Below are 18090 nucleotides of genomic sequence, written 5' to 3' on the forward strand. Positions count from 1 at the left end.
TCAAATCACCACCGCCAGTTCGTCACGCTGTTCGATAGCCTGCATCAACAGCGAGCGCATCACCACCATCAACAGTTCGAACGCCGCGATCAGCAGAAGCGTTGCCACACCAACCGCCAGCACGACGTATGGAAATATTTGCTCGTCGACCCCTATCGCGGCCATCAGAAAGCGCGAAGGTGACAACCAGATTTGGCCAATCATCACAGCGAGCACCAGTATGCCTTCAATCCCCGCATATACGAGAATGCGATTCACCCAACGCATGGCTTTGCCGGAAAAGACATCACGTTTTTCAACTAAGGTCAGCAATCTCCACAGCGGTATCAAAGCGAACTCGAAGCAGGAGACAATCAGCACTGCGGCAACCGCATACAGCCAATGCATCGAGTCAGCGCCGGCATACTTGGAAGCAACGGCAGCGGATGCCGCAATCGCACTGACCTGCAGTCCGAGGCAGCATATTGCAATTATCACAATCAGCACACGCAATACGTCAATCACCATGGAACGTTTCGCCACGGAATTCGACATGATATTCGTCTCCTTCAATCCAATAAACCTGAATATCGATAATATTCTATCGATATTCGATATGCAAATCTTGTGAAAGTATGTTAGTCGATATTTTTCTATCGTTTTTCGATATGTACGATGACATCCAACACACTCAAGGAAGGAATTTGTTATGCCGGAACCAGCCAGCACTTCCCCATCACAAGCTCAACAATCTCAACAATCATCGCCATTACGAGAAATGCGAGAGACCCAAGAAACACCAGGCGCACAAGAAAACCAACCAACACAAGAACCATCCGCGCATCAGGAGGAACAGCTTTTGGCAAAACCTAAAATCACGCGGGAAGAAATAGCGCAACATCCCCTCGGCAAACGCGCAGTCATCACCATTGGCGCTGCATTTCTCATCACTTTCGCATTCGACCGTCTGATCTGCAGCATGCCTCCGACATGGCTTATCGGATATGAGCTGCCGGTTTTCTGGATCATCTGTGCGCTTACCGTAACCGCGCTGCACTGGAAAACCGCACGAAAACAAGTTCTTGTTTGGCTTGTTTTGGGAAGCATCGTCGCCATTGGCGTGTGGAATATGCTCGCTCACTCGACCTTGTGCTATTCGAGAAACGACGAATACGCGCTCACCACGCAATTCGTTCAACCGACATTGCTTATGCTGCACTGTCAGCTGGTCAACGGGCGTTACGATGTTCGCCGTCCACTTCAAGTTGTCTGGAATTGGTTTACCGGCTGGTTGCAGCAGCCGTTTATTCACATTCGCGATTTTGCGGAACCGTTTTCCGTCATATTCGCAAGATTCGCAGTCGCGTCGAAACAACGTTCAAAAGTGCGCGAAATCGGCATCGCGCTGCTGATTTCCATTCCATTGCTTTTGACAATCATACCGTTGCTTGTTGGTGCCGATCAAATAGTCCAATATGAGGTGTTGAACGTTTTTCGTGATTTCAATCCGATGGCGATCACTCTTCACATCATGTTCATCGTATTGCCGTGGCCATTGCTGTTCTCTTTGCTTATCAGTCTCGACACCGAGCCCGCTTCCACACCACCGGAGCAACGCTTCTCCCTCAGTTCAGTAACAGCGTTCGTGGTACTGGCCGTGACCCTGATGGTGTACGCACTGTTCTGCACCGTGCAAGTCCGGTTCCTGTTCGCGGGATTGCTCACTGACGGTTCAATCGCACTGCCAGACGGATTGACCTACAGCGAATACGCACGCAGCGGATTCTTTCAACTGCTGGCAGTTACGGCCATTAATGTGACCCTGTTCGGCTTGGCGATCACCCTCGCGCCACGCACACGCACGATCAACATCACATTGGTCGCATTGCTGGCGTTAACCGCCGTTATTCTGGCTTCAGCGGCACTTCGACTGGGGCTGTACATCAACGCATACGGTTTGACTTGGCTACGCTACCTTTCGGCATCATTCATCGCCTTGCTTGCCACTGTGATTCTGCTATGTCTTATTCGTTTGAAAACACAACGACTGCCATTGGCCGTGGCCGTGGCCGTACTGCTTATCGTATGGTATGTTGCATTCGGTTTTAGTAACCCTAACCGTATATGCGAAATCTACAATGCTGCTCATGGCATCGCAGACGCAGTGGTGGCAACGCCCTACCAGCCGATGGTCTGACCACCGCACTTTTTACGCAGGCTCTCGTGCATGATCACCATAAGCACCAGAAAAACCAACATGTACAGAGGAAACCACAGCACACTGATATGCTGTGCGATCAAGCCAAATACCGGCGGCATGCACATCGAGCCGACGTATGCGCATGCCATCTGCATGCCGACGATCGCCTGCGATTTGTCTTCGCCGAAATATGCCGGCGTGGAATGAATGACGCACGGATAAATCGGAGCGCAGCCGAGACCGATGATCATCAGCCCCACAATAGTGCCGATATTGTACGGCAGCGGCAACAACATACTAACGATACCGGTCAGCACGAGCGCCTGGCCTAGGCGAATCATAGTCGGATCGTTGAACTTCATGGTCAAAAAGCCACTCGCCAAGCGGCCTACGGTGATGCCGATGCAGAACAGACTGGCCCACATGGCGGCTGTGGTCTTGTCAATACCTTTGCCGAGCACCATGTAGCTACTACCCCACAGCATGGCCGTGGATTCCAACGCACAGTAGCAGAAGAACATCACCAGGATTTCTTTGGCACCGCGAATGGCAAGCACGCCTCGTACACCAAGCGGTTTGCGAGTTTCATCATTGACCGTTCCGTCGGATTCGCCGGAAACTTCGCCCGTCTTTGCCTCGGAGCGCTTCTTCCACAGTGGCAGGCTGAAAATAAGAATGGCGGTGAGCGCAACCTGCAGTATGGAGATGTAACGGTAGCCCCACGGCCAGCCTTGACCCGCACCCAAGGCAAATCCCATGACGTATGGGCCAGTCAATGCGCCGATGCCCCACATGGCGTGCAGCCAGCTCATATGACGGCTCTCGTAGTGAATGGCCACATAATTGTTGAGGGCCGCGTCAACTCCGCCCGCTCCCAAACCGTACGGGATGGCAAGCAGAATCAGCACCCAATAGTTCGGAGCCACCGAAAAGCCAAACAACGCCAACGCCGTCAATGCCACGGAAACCGCGGTGACTTTGCCCGCTCCAAAATGCAAGGTCATACGGTCGGAAAGCAGCGCAGAGACAATGGTTCCAGCAGAAATCGTCATGGAAATGCCGCCAGCCCAAGAGATGGGTGCACCCAAATCGACACTCATCGTCGGCCATGCGGCACCCAACACAGCATCCGGCAAACCAAGACTGATGAACGCCACATAGATTACGGCAAGCAAAAGATTGACCACGCCCCACTCCCTCTTGACTGATAGCTGCAGAAGACAATATCAGTCGTCATTGTAAACATATCTATCTACCGATCGGTAACTGCTCAATTGCACTATTTACCGCAGAATCTTCAATCCCTATCTCGCGAAACCATATACCGTCTTCGCTAAGAAAACGCCCTCCGCAACGTCTTTGACGCAACGGAAGGCGAACCATCGAAAACACCGATCAGGTATCGATCTTGGAACGGTCGAAGTCATCGGCATTCTCAACAATGAATGCCTTTCGAGGAGGCACATCGTCACCCATCAGCAAGCTGAAGATCCGACTGGCCTGTTCGGCATCTTCCATACGAATACGGCGCAGCATGCGCGTACGTGGATCCATGGTGGTGTCAGCCAACTGATCGGCGTCCATCTCACCAAGACCCTTGTAACGCTGGATGTCTTCGTTATAGCCGATGCGCTTCTTGTCAAGCTCCGCCAATTTTCCAGCAAGCTCATCGTCGGAATACGTGTAGATGTACTCCCCCTTGCGAGCTCCGGTCAAGGCAATGCGGTGCAACGGAGGCACAGCCGCATACACATGGCCATGCTCGATGAGCGGCCGCATGTAACGGTAGAACAAGGTGAGCAGCAGAATGCGGATATGCGCACCGTCAACATCTGCATCGGTCATCATAATGACCTTGTTATATCTTGCCTGTTCAATGTCGAAGCTTGCACCGGAGCCAGCGCCGACCACCTGAATAATCGCCGCGCATTCCTTATTTGACAACATCTGCGACAGCGACGCCTTCTGCACGTTAAGGATTTTGCCGCGAATCGGCAACAACGCTTGGAAGCCGGAGTTACGTGCGGCCTTGGCAGTACCGAGTGCGGAATCACCCTCCACGATGAACAGTTCAGCTACATCGTCATTACCCGGCTGGCAGTCAGACAGCTTAGGAGGCATGGACGCCGATTCGAGCGCGTTCTTGCGACGGGTCACCTCTTTGGTCTTACGCGCCTGAATGCGGGCATGCATTTCGCCGACGATCTTCTCAAGCACGCGACCGGACTGTTCCTTATATCCGCGCTTGGATCCGGTGATCATCTCGCCGAACTGCTTGTCGGTCATTTTGCTGACGATCGGCTTGACCTGCGCGGTGCCAAGCACATCCTTGGTCTGGCCTTGGAACTGCGGTTCGGCGATACGCACGGTGATGACGGCCACAAGACCGGACAGAATATCATCACGTTCGACCTTCATGTTGGAATCTTTGAGATTCACCTTGAGCTTGCGCGCATTGTCTTCAATGGCCTTACGAATCTGCTTGGTCATTCCCAACAAGTAGCCGTCCACATGCGTGCCGCCGCCGGGGGTCTCCACCACATTGACGAAACTGCGCATGGTGGTGTCGTAACCGTTGGTCCACCGCATGGCGATGTCAACGGCGCACTTTCTTGTAACCTTCTGCGCATGCAACTCGCCGCCGTCGCCAACGGCCTGGGTTTCTTCAACGTACGTGCCTTCGCCAGTAACGCGCCAAATGTCGGAAACGGCTTCACCCTTGGACAGGTAGTCCACGAAATCCCTCACGCCACCGGTATGGCAGAATTCCTCGATACGGGCATGCGTGTATTTCGATTCCTGAGGTTGTGCCACGGCATCGGTTTCCACCGTCTGACCTGCGACGGCATTTTCAGCATCGCCGCTTTCGTCGCTTTTCTGCGTTTGCGCATCGTTATCCGCTACCGGTTCCTGAGATTGCGCAACTTCCTGCGTTCCTTCAGAATCCTGAGATTTGTCGTCCGCAGTATTCGTAATATCGTCGACTTCCAGCATTTCATCGATGGATTCATCGCCGGTTTCCGGAATATTCTCGTCGATGACGGTGATTTTCAATCCCGGCACCAGGAAACTGGTTTGCCTGACACGGTCGATCAGCTGCTCGTAGCTGAATTCTGCGGTATCGTTGAAAATCTCCGGATCAGCCCAGTAACGGATGCGGGTACCGGTGGTCTTCGGACTGACCTTGCCAATGATCTCGAGTTCGGTCGGACGGTTCTTGCGCGTGCGCTTGAACGGCGCGTCCGGCGACGGATGCTCCGGATCGACGTCGGTATATACACCCGGATGACCCTGATGGAATGACATGTGATGGGTTTTGCCATCACGATCCACTTCCACATCAAGCCTAGAGCTCAACGCGTTCACCACGGACGAGCCTACACCATGCAGGCCGCCAGAGGCGCCGTACGAAGAGTTGCCGAACTTCGCGCCGGCGTGCAGCTTGGTCAACACCACTTCCACGCCGGTAAGCTTGGTCTTCGGCTCAATGTCGACAGGAATACCTCGTCCGTTGTCGGCGACTTCCACGGAACCGTCAGAATGCAGCGTCACGATGATATGGTTGCAGACACCAGCAAGGGCCTCATCGACGGAATTATCGATGATCTCCCATAAACAGTGCATCAAACCTTGGCTATCGGTGGTACCGATATACATGCCTGGACGCTTGCGCACCGCGTCAAGACCTTCGAGCACAGTAAGACTGCCTGCGCCGTAGTTGTCCTTGTCCTTCGCCATTTCCCTCATTCCGACTTGCTTATTCGCTTCGGTTTTTCAAAAACATAAAAACGTCTTGTAGATGTAAGAAGTCGAGAAATTCGACATTCCCGCCGGATTTCTCGACTTCATTCACACACGTATCGTCTGATCACTGATCAAGGAAGTCACGCAACGTCTGCGAACGAGACGGGTGACGCAGCTTCGACATGGTCTTCGACTCAATCTGGCGAATACGTTCACGGGTTACGCCATACACGCGGCCAATGTCGTCGAGCGTTTTCGGCTGACCATCTTCCAAGCCATAGCGCATTTTGATCACACCGGCCTCGCGCGGAGACAGCGTCTCAAGCACCTGCCTGAACTGTTCCTGCAACAGCGAGAAAGCAACCGCATCGGACGGTGCGATGGCGTCGGTGTCTTCGATCAGATCACCGAACTCGGAATCGCCGTCCTCGCCCAGCGGGGTATGCAGGGAGATAGGTTCACGACCGTACTTCTGCACTTCCTGCACCTTCTCGACTGGCATGTCAAGCTCGCGCGCAAGCTCATCCGGCGTAGGTTCGCGGCCAAGATCCTGAAGCATCTGGCGCTGCACACGGGATAGCTTGTTGATCACTTCGACCATGTGCACAGGCACACGAATGGTACGCGCCTGATCGGCCATGGCTCGGGTAATGGCCTGGCGAATCCACCACGTGGCGTAGGTGGAGAACTTGAAGCCCTTCTTCCAATCGAACTTCTCAACAGCGCGAATCAAACCAAGGTTGCCTTCCTGAATCAAATCCAAGAACAGCATGCCTCGTCCGGTGTAACGCTTGGCCAGCGACACCACGAGTCGCAGGTTAGCCTCCAACAGGTGGTCCTTGGCACGCCTGCCATCGTTTGCGGCCCACTTAAGCTCGCGCTTGCGCTTGAAGTCCATCTGGTCGGATTCGGTGTCCAGCAGGTGCTGGGCATACAGACCAGCCTCAATACGCTCGGACAGGTCGACTTCCTGCTCCGCGTTCAGCAGGCTCACTCGACCAATCTGCTTCAGGTAATCCTTGACAGGATCGGCGGTCGCTCCTGCTGCGATCACACGACGCTTCGGGTTGCCGGACGGAGTCAGATTCTCATCATCGTCATCGTCTCGCACCACGAAAGCGCCCTTTTCCTTGGGCTCTTCCGGCTTCTTGCGTTCCTCCTCGTCGTCATCATCCTCCGGCTCGGATTCCTCGTCATCATCGAGATCGTCATCATCATCCGAATCGACGTCATCGAGATCGTCATCGAAATCATCGAGATCGGGGTCATCCACCTGAGCGTCCTCATCGTCAAGGACGTCATCCTCAATCTGCTCCTCTTCCTTCTTGGCGGGGGCGCTCTTCTTGGCGGTGGTCTTGCGAGGGGTCTTCGTGGCAGGGGTTTTCTTCGCTGCGCTTTTCTTGGTGGAGGCTTTACGCGTGGCGGCTTTCTTCGTGGAGGTGGTCTTTTCGGTCAGATCAGCCTGTTCCATGCTTGCCGTCGTTTCCTTGGTGGCCAAACTTATCCTCCTATTGATCCTGCCAGAAGCGTATACCACAAGGACCCACTTCTGGCAAGGGCAAATCGTCAACTATGTGAGTAAACCATCTTGCAAGGACGATTATTCCCGCATAATGAGGCCTTCACGCGCAAGTCACGCCACTTTACGGCGTGTTGTTTTAGGTTTCCGATGTCCAGGCAGGCCCGATATGCCGTTCGACCGCCGAACATACGATCGCCGCCAGCGAACACCGATCATCTATCGCGAGCGCGCTGATGGCTGCCGCTATGGCGCCTTCCTGACCCATCCACCACATGATGTAGCTGATTACGGCGAACGGCTGCGCCCGATATGGTTTGGGAATCATATCGATGATGTCAAACAGCATGTTGATCGCTTGGTCGCAACGTTTCATATCGGGTCTGGCTGATGGGTCGCGGAATGCATCGCTGAGCAGCTGTTCCAAACGTTGCGCATTGCTTGGCTGCTTGGGTCGTTCGGCGAAATCCATAAGGAACTCCCGACTGGCGCGTTGCTCATCGACTATGGCGGAGATGAGGAACGCATCGCGTATAGACAGCATTTCGCCCATGCCCACTGTAATTCGTATGACCGTGTCCCTATCGAGGCTGCATTCGGTACGTGTCACGCTTACTCGGCATGACTCGTCATTTTCCGCCGACGCCTGTTCGAGTACGTCCATCCATATGAGAAACGCCTCTGATATGAGGGAGCGCACCGCTTTGCGCGTGCCATTCGATCGGCGATCTTGTTCGAATTGGTTGATGGTTTCTTTCATTTCCGTTCCGGTGATGCGTACGGTCCTGTCGATTGTCATTGTTCTGTCCTCCTTGGCATGGTTGATCGGCTTCTCTGCGCGCCGCTTGTATGGCACTATGTCTGATGCGCTGAGGCGATGCACTGTTTTTCGGGGCTTGTGGTCGGAGGATGGGTCTTTCGGCGTTTCGCACAATGGTTTCGGTACCGCAACTATTGCAATCATTGAGCTTTGGTCTTGTCGAACGCCTGTGGATAACTGTTGGTATGACTAGCTCTTCCGATTTGGAACAGATTGAATCGCGCATTGTTTCGTTAGTGAAGGATTTTGCGTTCCTTCATGTGGACGATTCGGTTGCCTCTTCCTGCAAGCCCATCGCAGACATGGTCGCCATGCAAGCGGTCACTTCAAGTGAGGGCGGCAAGCGACTTCGCGCCTTGCTGACGTTGGATTCGTTCCGCGCGTTCGCTTCGGAGGATGTGCTGGAACGCGATTTCGATGCGCTACTTGATTTGGCGTGTGCCGTAGAGGTTTTTCAGACCGGCGCCCTGGTGCATGATGACATCATCGATGATTCCGATCTGCGTCGCGGCAAGCCATCCGCGCATCGTGCGTTTTCCACCAATACGCATAGCGAGACTATCGGCCATGGTTTGGGCATCATGCTTGGCGACATGTTGGCCACGGCGAGCGTGGATATCGCGGATAAGGCCGCATCCAAGCTTACTTATGGTTCCAATGTGGTTGCGGCGTTGCTTAATATGCATCGCGAGGTCGAGGTTGGCCAGGTACTTGATTTAGCGGTGGAGCTCAACCCGTTGAACGATCCGAACGAGCTGGTGGAGGCTTCGTTGAACGTATTCCGTTGGAAGACCGCCAGCTACACTACCATCGCCCCTCTGGAATTCGGCATGCTTGCCGCTGGTTTAAGCAAGGATGATGCTCGAAGGCAAGCATTGGCGGTCGGGTTGCCGCTCGGTTTGGCATTCCAGCTTGCGGATGACCTTTTGGACGTTGTCGGATCAAGCAGGAATACCGGAAAACCTGTTGGCGGAGATATTCGCGAAGGCAAGCGTACCGTGCTTCTCGCCGATGCCATCAACGCTGCGGATGATGGGCAGCGACGTGAGCTTATCGACATGTGGGAAGCCGATTCGCGTTCCGAGACTCAAGTGCAACGCGCCATTGAACTGTTCGGGCAGACGGGAGCCATCGCGCAATCCCGCAACAGAATCGCGGATCTGTGGCATGCGTCGAAATCGGCTATCAATGCGCTTGATCTTTCTGAGTATCGCAAATCGCCGCTCATCGAGGCTTGCGCACGTTTTGTACCTGACGTACGTGCAAATGCGTGACGAGATCCGCGTGTCTTCTGACTGGTATCCGGACAGGACGCGCGTTCGTTGCATAATCCGCAAACCTCTGCTTGTAGACTACAAATGAGAACATTCAGCGTGAAGCGTTTTGAAGAAGGAACCGCAGCAATTAACCATGAGTGAAGCTCCACATGCCCCCGAAGGTCAGGTCATCGAAGGCCGGTATCGGGTCGTCAGCAGAATCGCCGATGGTGGCATGGCCACGGTGTACCAGGCGGTAGACGAGCGCTTGGGGCGCACAGTCGCCATCAAAATCATGCATACGCAGCTGGCTCAGGGGCCGCACCGTGATCAATTCGTGGAGCGTTTCCACCGCGAGGCACGCTCCGCGGCCGCCATCGCCAACCCGCATATCGTGCAAGTGTATGATACCGGCGAATTCGACGGTCTTGACTACCTCGTCATGGAGTATGTTCACGGCGTAAATCTGCGCTACGAAATGAACCAGCAAGGCACGTTCAGCGTTCGTGAAACGTTACGCATCATCGGTGAAACGTTGGATGGCCTTGCTTCCGCACACCGTGCGGGCGTGGTGCATCGCGACATCAAGCCGGAGAACATTCTGCTCAACGACCGCGGCCATGTGCAGATCACCGATTTCGGTTTGGCCAAAACGGTTTCGCAGGCAACGCTTTCCTCCACTGGCATCCTGCTTGGAACGGCCGCATATCTGGCGCCGGAAATGATTGAGAGGAACCAGGCCACGCCTCAAGGCGACTTGTACTCCGTAGGCATCATGGCTTGGGAAATGCTCGCAGGCAAGGTGCCGTTCACTTCGAACAATCCGGTGACATTGGTATTTAAGCATGTTCACGAGGATGTGCCAAGCATCGTTACCGTCTGTGAGGGCATCAATGCCAATGTGGCTGCATTCATCGCTCACCTCACGGCGCGCGCGGTCGAAGCACGACCCGCAGACGCTTCCGCCGCACTGGCCGAGTTGCAGCGACTGCAATCTATACTCGCGGTCAGCGATTGGCAGTATAAGCTTCCCGCGGCAAACGTCAACATATCGCCCAATACCACACAAGCAGAAGATGCCGCTGCCCCGATGAATGAGGGTAATCCGGCTCCACCCACTCCCCCGGCCCCGCCAACGCAACAATTCGACGATCGTACACGCAAGCTGGACAGAGTCAAACCGAACATGACGACCGTCATGCCAGTGCAACAACAGAACGTTGACCCCGAGGCGACAACGCGCTTCTCGCTGCCGCTGGATGGAGACGTCAATACCGCAGACGGCAGTACGAGACCGCAATCCCCTGCCATGCAGAACGGCGATTACAGCAATGCGGGAAAGGACAAATCTTCGAAAAAGCATCGTACGCCGCTGATCGTCGCAGGTGTGGCTGCGCTTCTTCTGACGTGTGGCGCAGGCGGCTGGGCATGGTGGTGTTACCAGGGGCCTGGCAGTTATTGGACCATGCCTCAGCCGGATGGCATGTCGTGCAGCGATTCCGTAGCCTGCCCCATCACTGGTGTGAAATGGAGCGACTATGAGAGTCTGCTAAAGGTTTCTGATATCGAATATGAAGTGTCGGAAAAGTATAGCGATTCCATAACGGAAGGCGATATCATCTCTACCGATCCGGCGAATGTCGGCGATCGTGGCAGCAAGCGTCGCGGTCAGAAGGTCAAGGTCGTGGTTTCCAAGGGAGTCAGGCAGGCGACGGTTCCCGCCGACATTCTCGACGCGACCAGCGCATCCGGCAAGGATCCGATCAATGCGTTGAAGAAGGCCGGATTCGATAATGTCGAGCAGACCACTGCTTCCGATGACACGTATTCCATGGAGGTGCCGCAGGGGGCATTGCTGTCGTTAAGCGTGGATCCCGGTGCCACATTGCCGCATAATACGACGATCACCGTCACCGTGTCGCAGGGACCAAAGCCAGTAACCATGCCTAATATTGTCGGCAAGACGAAGGATGAGGCGCAGCAGACGATGGATGACCTCAAACTCACTGCCAATTGGACGGAATCCTTCGACGATAAGATTCCGCAAGGCCAGGTGATTTCCACTTCCGTCAGCAACGGCAATACGCTGCATTGGGGAGATAGCGTCGACGTAGTGGTCTCCAAAGGACCGGAAACCATAACCTTACCGAATTATGTGGGTCAGAAAGCCTCTGACGCCAAAGCTGCGTTGGAGAAGCTTGGATTCACGGTCAAAGTGAGTTCGAAGCTCACATTGGACGCCAGCCAAGATAAGAAGGTCGCTTCGCAGGATCCGGTAGGTGGCACCGAAGTACGTATCCGAGACGAAAATGGAACCCCGACCACCATCACATTGAAAATGTATTCCTCACTGTTCTAAAACGTGGGGGAATCGCCGGATCCGGCAACGTGTTTCCTCACAACAGAGTGAGCCCGTCCGATTTCCCGGATGGGCTCACTAATGGCGTTCCGTCTCCGCTTTCAAACCATCTTTGCGGCTGCGTGACAACGACGAAATTCAGTCCTGCTTCAACTGCTCTTCCGCTTCCTTGGCCGCCTTAAGCTGTTCCTTGACTTTTTGTGCGTATTCGTTCACATATTCCTGACCACTCATCTTCTGAATCTCCATGGTCACACGGTCGGTAAGCGAACGCAGGTCGTCATGCGTGATCTGGTCCAACGGTTTTTTTTCAACCTCGATCGGCTTGCCGTAAATCACCATGGTCTTGCCTTTGTTGGGAATGACCTGCCCTGGCTTCTGCAATTCTCGGGAGCCGATGATAGCGGCCGGAACAATCGGACATCCGGTTTCGAATGCCAGACGCGCCGCACCGGTGTGGCCTTTATAGAGACGCCCGTCAGGACTGCGGGTGCCTTCGATGTGGATGCCGAACAGGTGGCCGTCCTCAATGATTTCACGGGCATGGTTCAGCGCGCCCAACGACTTGGAACCACCGGAACGATCCACGGGGAACACGCCAACGGATGTGAACCACCATTTCTTGAACTTGCCTTTGATGCCTTTACCTTCGAAATATTCGGCTTTGCCCATGAAGTGAATCATGCGTGGGCTGGTCAGCGGCAACAGCGCGTCGTCGATGACGGCAAGATGGTTGGCCGCAATAATGGCACCGCCTTCGCGAGGAATGTTTTCAAGCCCTTTTGTGGTCGGTCCCAAACGGTGGATGGCGATCGGTCCTAGGCCTTTAACGAAAAACCAGTAGAGCATTCTTCACGGTCCTCCCAGCGGATGGGCATCCGCTTGATTAAAGTTATCAGTATGACTGACCTCAACAATAGCAATGCCGACGAAGAACACCCAAATGCCGAGTCGCATGGCGGAGGGAATGCTCCCTCCTCTGATGCGAACGATCTAGATGCCGCTTGGGCAGAGTTCGCCAGTTCCCATGCCGACGATTTGAAGGCCGTGGAACACTCACGGAATGCGAAGCGTTTCGAGAAGCATGCGCAGCGACGTGAAAAAGAGGCGCTGCTATCGATTCAGGATCTGGATCAGGGTACATTCACCGACGATATGCCGCAAGGTCGTGGACCACGCGATTTCACGGGTTCCAGCTGGCTGGACACCGATAGCGTGATGGACCGTTATGGAGATGATTTCGTGCCTCCGAGTCCCGAAATCGGACATGTCAAGCTTTCGAAACTCGTGTTCTGGGCGTTGCTGGTCGCCGGAGTCATCGGCATCATCGCTTCCGCATTCATGCCTGCGTTGGCGGCGATTCTGGGATCGATTTTCGGCTTGTGTGCATTGGTTGGCGCCGCAGGGCTTATTGTGCAGCACAAGGGACACTCGCAGACTCGCTTTGATGAGTTTGATGATGGCGCGAGGGTCTGATTTCGCTCTTTTCTTCATCGAGCATATTTTCAGAACATCATAAGAATCCTGGCAACGAGTTTTCCATATCGAAAGCCTCGCATCAAAAAATGCGTGTGCAGCACCGGATATTTCGATGCCGCACACGCATTATTATTCAGTTATTGGCAAATATCGATCAGAAAGTCTTGAATCAGGCATTTTTCTTCGACTGAGCGGTGGCAATCCACTGATCAAGCAACGCAGATGCCTTACCGGAGTCGACGGTCTCTTCGGCGATGGCGTAGGCCGCTTTGAAACGATCGGCGAGGCTGGCTTCCGTTGGCACCAAATGTCCATCGGCGACAATCGCGGATGCCGCATTGAGCAGAGCGGTGGTACGGAACGGTACGTCCTTGCCTGCGAGGAAGTCACGGAATAGTTGGGCATTAAGCTCCGGTTCACCACCCTTGAGGTCGGCGACGGTCACTTTGGAGAGACCGAGTTCAACGGTTGGATCAAATTCGTTTTCCGTGACCTTACCGTCCTTGAACTCCCAGATGGATACCGGGCCAGTCGGAGCCATCTCATCCAAGTCTTCGTTGGAGGTGTAGACCATACCGGTCTGACCGTTCGCCGCATATACTTCGGCCATAATCGGACTCATCTTGCGATTGGCGCAACCGACCGCCATATGCTTCGGAGCGGCAGGATTGGTCAGCGGGCCCAGCACGTTGAACACGCAGGGCACTCCCAGCGCGGCACGAATCGGACCAACGAAACGCATCGCCGGATGGAAGGTGCGTGCGAAAGCGAAAGCGATGCCGCACTCATTGCCGACTTGGGCAACCTGCTCCGGCTCCAGATCAAGAGGCAGTCCCAACGACTCGAAGCAATCGGCGGTGCCGCACTTGGAAGAAGCTGCGCGATTGCCATGCTTCACGACTTTCACTCCGGAGGCGGCAGCCACCACCGCACCCATAGAAGACAGGTTCACCGTCGCAGCGCCGTCACCGCCAGTGCCGACAATGTCAGTAGTTTCGCCGGAGACATTCAATGGGATGGCGTGCCCCACCATCGCCTTGGCCGCGCCGCGTACCTCATCGGCGGTCAGGCCGAGCTGCTGCTGCGTGGCGAGCACCGCGCCCACGGCGGCGGGATTGGCGTTACCCTGCATCAGATCATCGACGAACCATTCCGATTCCTCCGCGCTCAAATGGTCTCCCCCAACCAGTTTGGTGAGAATCGACTTCCATGTGATCTCGGCCATAGTATCCTCCCCTGGCTTCACGCCAAGCGCTTCGATTGTGTTTCCGCCGCATATTCTAACCGCCGGATATTGCGTAAACCGTTCCCGTCCGCATGACGGTATGATTCATAACTTCCGCCCACCATCCTGTGGTTGTCCAGAGCGCTTCCCATTAGTTATGCGAGGTAATTATCCAAGATAACCAATATCGAGGCATCATGAGCAAACCCGCGGAGCGCAACGTCCACAACGCCGACACACCGGACTTCAGCGTGCCGGACGACGGCCACGGCACACCGACCTCCAACACGATTGGCATTCTGCTCGACGCCTGCCAGACCGCCAAACGAATCACGGAAGCCTTGCTGCCGCGGTCGCCGGCACCAAGGACCAATGTCCTGGCGCGAGCACGGCGGGAAACCGTCCCATCTTTTAGACATGTCCCACCGCACGACTTTCCGCTCCGCCGAAACGCCGTGCCGGACGACCAGGATTCCATCGTCGCCCGTATCGGTGGCGATGGGGAGCATCACACGAGCAGGAAGAAAGGAACATCATGGCCGCATCATCCACCACATTCGAGCGCACGAACATGCGCCGCCGGAATTCGGCATCGACGCGGCGACCGTGCAGTGGCTCACCACCGGCTACATGCTGCTGTTGGTGGCGATCGGCCTGGCATCGCTCATCATGGCGGTGAGTTTCTTCTCCGAATGGAACGGCGACTGGCTCGTATGGGCCTTGCTGGTCGTCTGCGTGGCGGCGTTGGCCGTGTTCGCACGCATGCAGCTGAAGATCATCCATCCGTTAACCGGCATTTTCCGTCGTTTGCCGCCGTGGCCGATGCACTTATATCCAAGTAATGGCCTCCCTCCGTCATAAACCTCTGATATGGCGATGGGAAGTTAACATTCTGCGATGTCGCGGCAGTACCAGTGAAGGCGAGCAACCGCCCGCCCGAACAAAATCATCGTTTTCCTACAAGGAGAAAATTATGACGGACAAAATGGTACTGCGAACGCAGCAATGGCTGAATCAAACCTACGGTGGTGATTCGCGTTTCAACAAGGTCGCCGAGGATGGGCAGACCGGCTGGTCGACGATTTACGGGTTGACCCGTGCATTGCAGATCGAACTGGGTATCCAGAACACGGCGGATAATTTCGGCCCGTCCACGCAACGTCTGTTCGTCCAGCGGTATCCAAATGGTGTGCAGGAGCAGAAATCCGGCGATACCGCCACGTCCAACGTGTATTCCATCATCCAGGGAGCACTCTGGTGTAAGGGATACTCTGCCGGAAGTGACGAAATCACCCAGCATTTCTACGGCGGCACCGGCAAGGCAATCAAGAATCTCAAAACCGATATGGGCATTGGCGGCGATTCCAGCGTTGACGTGGGCATCATGGGTGCCCTGTTATCCATGAAACAGTTCGTGCTGCTCGAATCGTATGGCGGCCTCAACGCCATTCGGCAAGCGCAGCAGCAAATCAACAACAAGTACCGTGACTATACGGGCATCATTCCGACCGATGGCCTGTACGGGCGCGAAATGAACACGGCGCTCATCCAGGTGCTTCAGGCCATCGAAGGTTTTACGCCCAGCGAGGCCACCGGCAATTTTGGTAGTGGGACTAAGTCTCGTCTCAAAACCATCAGCGCCAGCAATGGTACCGGCGATAATCCGCAGTGGGTCTGGTTGGCGACTGTGGCTTTGGTGTGTAACCGCATCGCGGCGGTCATCAGAACCAGCTGGTACACTGGTCTGTCCGATCAGGTCACGGACTTTCAGCGGCAATATGGGTTGCCACAGAACGGTACCGTCGATCCGACCACGTGGATGAGCCTGCTTACCTCCAAGGGTGATCCGAACCGGCCTTGTGTGGCGTGCGATACCCGTTTTGAAATCACCGATGCGCGACTCGCAACGTTGAAGGCCAACGGATACCAGATCGTGGGACGGTATCTGACCGAGCCTGGGCAAAGCAGCTTGGCACCTGCCGATTATTTCAAGGCGATTCGTCCGGGCGAGCTGGAACGCATCACCAAGGGCGGCATGAAGTTCTTCCCGATCTTTCAGGAATACTCCACCAAGCTGGCACACTTTACGCCCGCGAACGGTGCTGCTCATGCCAAGTCGGCACGTGAAGCGGCGCAGCGGTTGGGCATCCCGCCGACGCATATCTATTTTGCCGTGGACTTCGACGCCACTGACGACCAAGTCACCAGTAACATCCTGCCGTATTTCAGGGCGGTTTTGGCTAATCTCGGAGGTGGATATAAGGTCGGTATTTACGCATCCCGTAACATCTGCACTCGCGTTATCGAGGCCGGTTATGCGGGTTATGCGTTCGTGTCCGACATGTCCACCGGGTTCTCCGGCAATCTGGGGTTCCCGATCCCAGATAATTGGGTATATGACCAGTTCACTGAAATCAGTGGTTATCAGGGACAAGGCTGGGATCTTGACCGCGTTGCCTATTCCGGCAAAATGCCTGCTGTATCCTATGTGAAGCAGACGTCGGCTGGTGGAACGACCATCGATCAGGGAACTAACTACGATCAGATGGGGCCGATTGACCTGATCTGGCATCTTGAGAAACGGTTCGATGAACTGCGCGCTCAAGGAAAGGTGGGGCAGGACTATGTGGCCAGTGGAACCACTGGAACTTGGGTGACGGTCCCGACATGGCGATGCATGCTGAACTACCTGTCCAAGGATTACCTGCGCGACGGAGGAAATGGTTCAACTATCGAATGGTCGGTATCAGCCGAAAGTTTCCGCAAGGCGGATGCCGCAATCCTCGAACAGGATGCTACGGCGTCTGCAATCATCAAGTCGTTGGATCGCTATATCGGTTCGTGGCGGCAGTCCATGATCGATGTCAATGGGGAAAGCGTGGATTTGTCGCATATGTGCGTCACGACGCTGGGATATCTCAATGGACTGGTCGTTCCGGATACGTGGACCGGCTGGGCGGGCGACTTGGGTTCGGCCATGAGTAACATTCAGAAAGCTAAGGATTGGAACCCGCAGGCCAGCATTGATGTCATCGCCGAAGCCTTGGTAGGTGCGGACGACAACTATCGGCAGCAGGGCGCTCTTCAGGGGCTTACGCTTGACAAACAGGTGGATGGAACATGGCAGACCGTCAGCAATACCTGCAATCGTGACGACCTGTGCTGTGATGGCGATGCCATTTACTTCGCCGACACGCTTAAGAACGGTAACGGCAGCGACTCTCACCTGTTGTCCCAGACCATGCGCAGCTACTATAACGCGCCGAACCAGTTGTCTGACCGTTTCAAGCGAATCGCATGGAGCATGGGTGCCAGTGATAAGGCGGCGGCAGTAAGTGCATTCCGCGGTGTCGATTGGCAGCAAATGTTTACATGTTGGCTCCTGACCCATTCATACGATACCCCTGATTCCGTGATTGATGCGGCATGTTCGGCATTGGCGGAGTTCATCTTCTAATCGATACGGTTCCGATGTGGGGCTGGTTTGCGACAATGTGTGCGATAAAGCC

14 protein-coding genes are annotated in these 18090 nt (G+C 54.9%); 6 read left to right on the top strand and 8 right to left on the bottom strand.

The window, feature by feature from the left end:
* Positions 1-534, bottom strand: a complete 534-nt coding sequence (locus CE153_RS03605) for a DUF2975 domain-containing protein (protein WP_099595147.1) — start codon at positions 532-534, stop codon at positions 1-3.
* Positions 535-688: 154 nt separating this feature from the next.
* Here CE153_RS03605 and CE153_RS03610 point away from each other — a divergent pair, with 154 nt between their 5' ends.
* Complete coding sequence (locus CE153_RS03610) at positions 689-2176, top strand: DUF4153 domain-containing protein (RefSeq protein ID WP_236824450.1); 1488 nt, start codon at positions 689-691, stop codon at positions 2174-2176.
* Here CE153_RS03610 and CE153_RS03615 read toward each other — a convergent pair.
* From CE153_RS03615 to CE153_RS03630, 4 genes are all read right to left on the bottom strand, one after another.
* The gene (locus tag CE153_RS03615; RefSeq protein WP_099595149.1) at positions 2158-3366 is read right to left on the bottom strand and encodes an MFS transporter; all 1209 of its coding nucleotides are present in this window, start codon (positions 3364-3366) and stop codon (positions 2158-2160) included. The two genes, CE153_RS03610 and CE153_RS03615, sit on opposite strands and share 19 nt — an antisense overlap.
* A 208-nt stretch (positions 3367-3574) precedes the next feature.
* Positions 3575-5926: a DNA gyrase/topoisomerase IV subunit B gene (locus CE153_RS03620; RefSeq protein WP_099595150.1), complete on the bottom strand. Its 2352-nt coding sequence runs from the start codon at positions 5924-5926 to the stop codon at positions 3575-3577.
* A 121-nt stretch (positions 5927-6047) separates the two neighbouring features.
* Positions 6048-7421: an RNA polymerase sigma factor gene (locus tag CE153_RS03625; RefSeq protein WP_034248547.1), complete on the bottom strand. Its 1374-nt coding sequence runs from the start codon at positions 7419-7421 to the stop codon at positions 6048-6050.
* A 160-nt stretch (positions 7422-7581) separates the two neighbouring features.
* On the bottom strand, positions 7582-8241 hold the full coding sequence (locus tag CE153_RS03630) for a DUF4192 domain-containing protein (protein ID WP_236824451.1): 660 nt from the start codon (positions 8239-8241) through the stop codon (positions 7582-7584).
* Positions 8242-8447: 206 nt separating this feature from the next.
* Here CE153_RS03630 and CE153_RS03635 point away from each other — a divergent pair, with 206 nt between their 5' ends.
* Both CE153_RS03635 and CE153_RS03640 read left to right on the top strand, forming a co-directional pair.
* On the top strand, positions 8448-9536 hold the full coding sequence (locus CE153_RS03635) for a polyprenyl synthetase family protein (RefSeq protein WP_099595151.1): 1089 nt from the start codon (positions 8448-8450) through the stop codon (positions 9534-9536).
* A 136-nt stretch (positions 9537-9672) separates the two neighbouring features.
* A complete protein-coding gene (locus CE153_RS03640; RefSeq protein ID WP_099595152.1) occupies positions 9673-11877 on the top strand; it encodes a Stk1 family PASTA domain-containing Ser/Thr kinase in 2205 nt (734 codons plus the stop codon).
* A gap of 138 nt (positions 11878-12015) precedes the next feature.
* On the opposite strand, the gene CE153_RS03645 is transcribed toward CE153_RS03640, so the two are convergent.
* A complete protein-coding gene (locus tag CE153_RS03645; protein ID WP_099595153.1) occupies positions 12016-12726 on the bottom strand; it encodes a lysophospholipid acyltransferase family protein in 711 nt (236 codons plus the stop codon).
* A gap of 51 nt (positions 12727-12777) precedes the next feature.
* On the opposite strand from CE153_RS03645, the gene CE153_RS03650 reads away from it, so the two are divergent.
* The gene (locus CE153_RS03650) at positions 12778-13353 is read left to right on the top strand and encodes a hypothetical protein (protein ID WP_099595154.1); all 576 of its coding nucleotides are present in this window, start codon (positions 12778-12780) and stop codon (positions 13351-13353) included.
* 172 nt (positions 13354-13525) lie between these two features.
* Here CE153_RS03650 and trpD read toward each other — a convergent pair whose 3' ends face one another.
* The gene (trpD, locus tag CE153_RS03655) at positions 13526-14581 is read right to left on the bottom strand and encodes an anthranilate phosphoribosyltransferase (RefSeq protein WP_099595155.1); all 1056 of its coding nucleotides are present in this window, start codon (positions 14579-14581) and stop codon (positions 13526-13528) included.
* A 151-nt stretch (positions 14582-14732) separates the two neighbouring features.
* Positions 14733-14954 (bottom strand): hypothetical protein, encoded by a 222-nt coding sequence (locus CE153_RS03660; RefSeq protein WP_080788659.1) that lies wholly within the window; start codon positions 14952-14954, stop codon positions 14733-14735.
* Positions 14955-15079: 125 nt separating this feature from the next.
* Here CE153_RS03660 and CE153_RS03665 point away from each other — a divergent pair, with 125 nt between their 5' ends.
* Together CE153_RS03665 and CE153_RS03670 are read left to right on the top strand one after the other, a co-directional pair.
* Positions 15080-15442: a hypothetical protein gene (locus CE153_RS03665; protein WP_099595156.1), complete on the top strand. Its 363-nt coding sequence runs from the start codon at positions 15080-15082 to the stop codon at positions 15440-15442.
* A gap of 112 nt (positions 15443-15554) precedes the next feature.
* Positions 15555-18038 (top strand): glycoside hydrolase domain-containing protein, encoded by a 2484-nt coding sequence (locus CE153_RS03670; RefSeq protein WP_099595157.1) that lies wholly within the window; start codon positions 15555-15557, stop codon positions 18036-18038.
* The last annotated feature ends 52 nt before the right edge of the window (positions 18039-18090 follow it).

This window comes from Bifidobacterium sp. N4G05 (assembly GCF_002742445.1).
Classification (GTDB): Bacteria; Actinomycetota; Actinomycetes; order Actinomycetales; family Bifidobacteriaceae; genus Bifidobacterium; species Bifidobacterium hominis.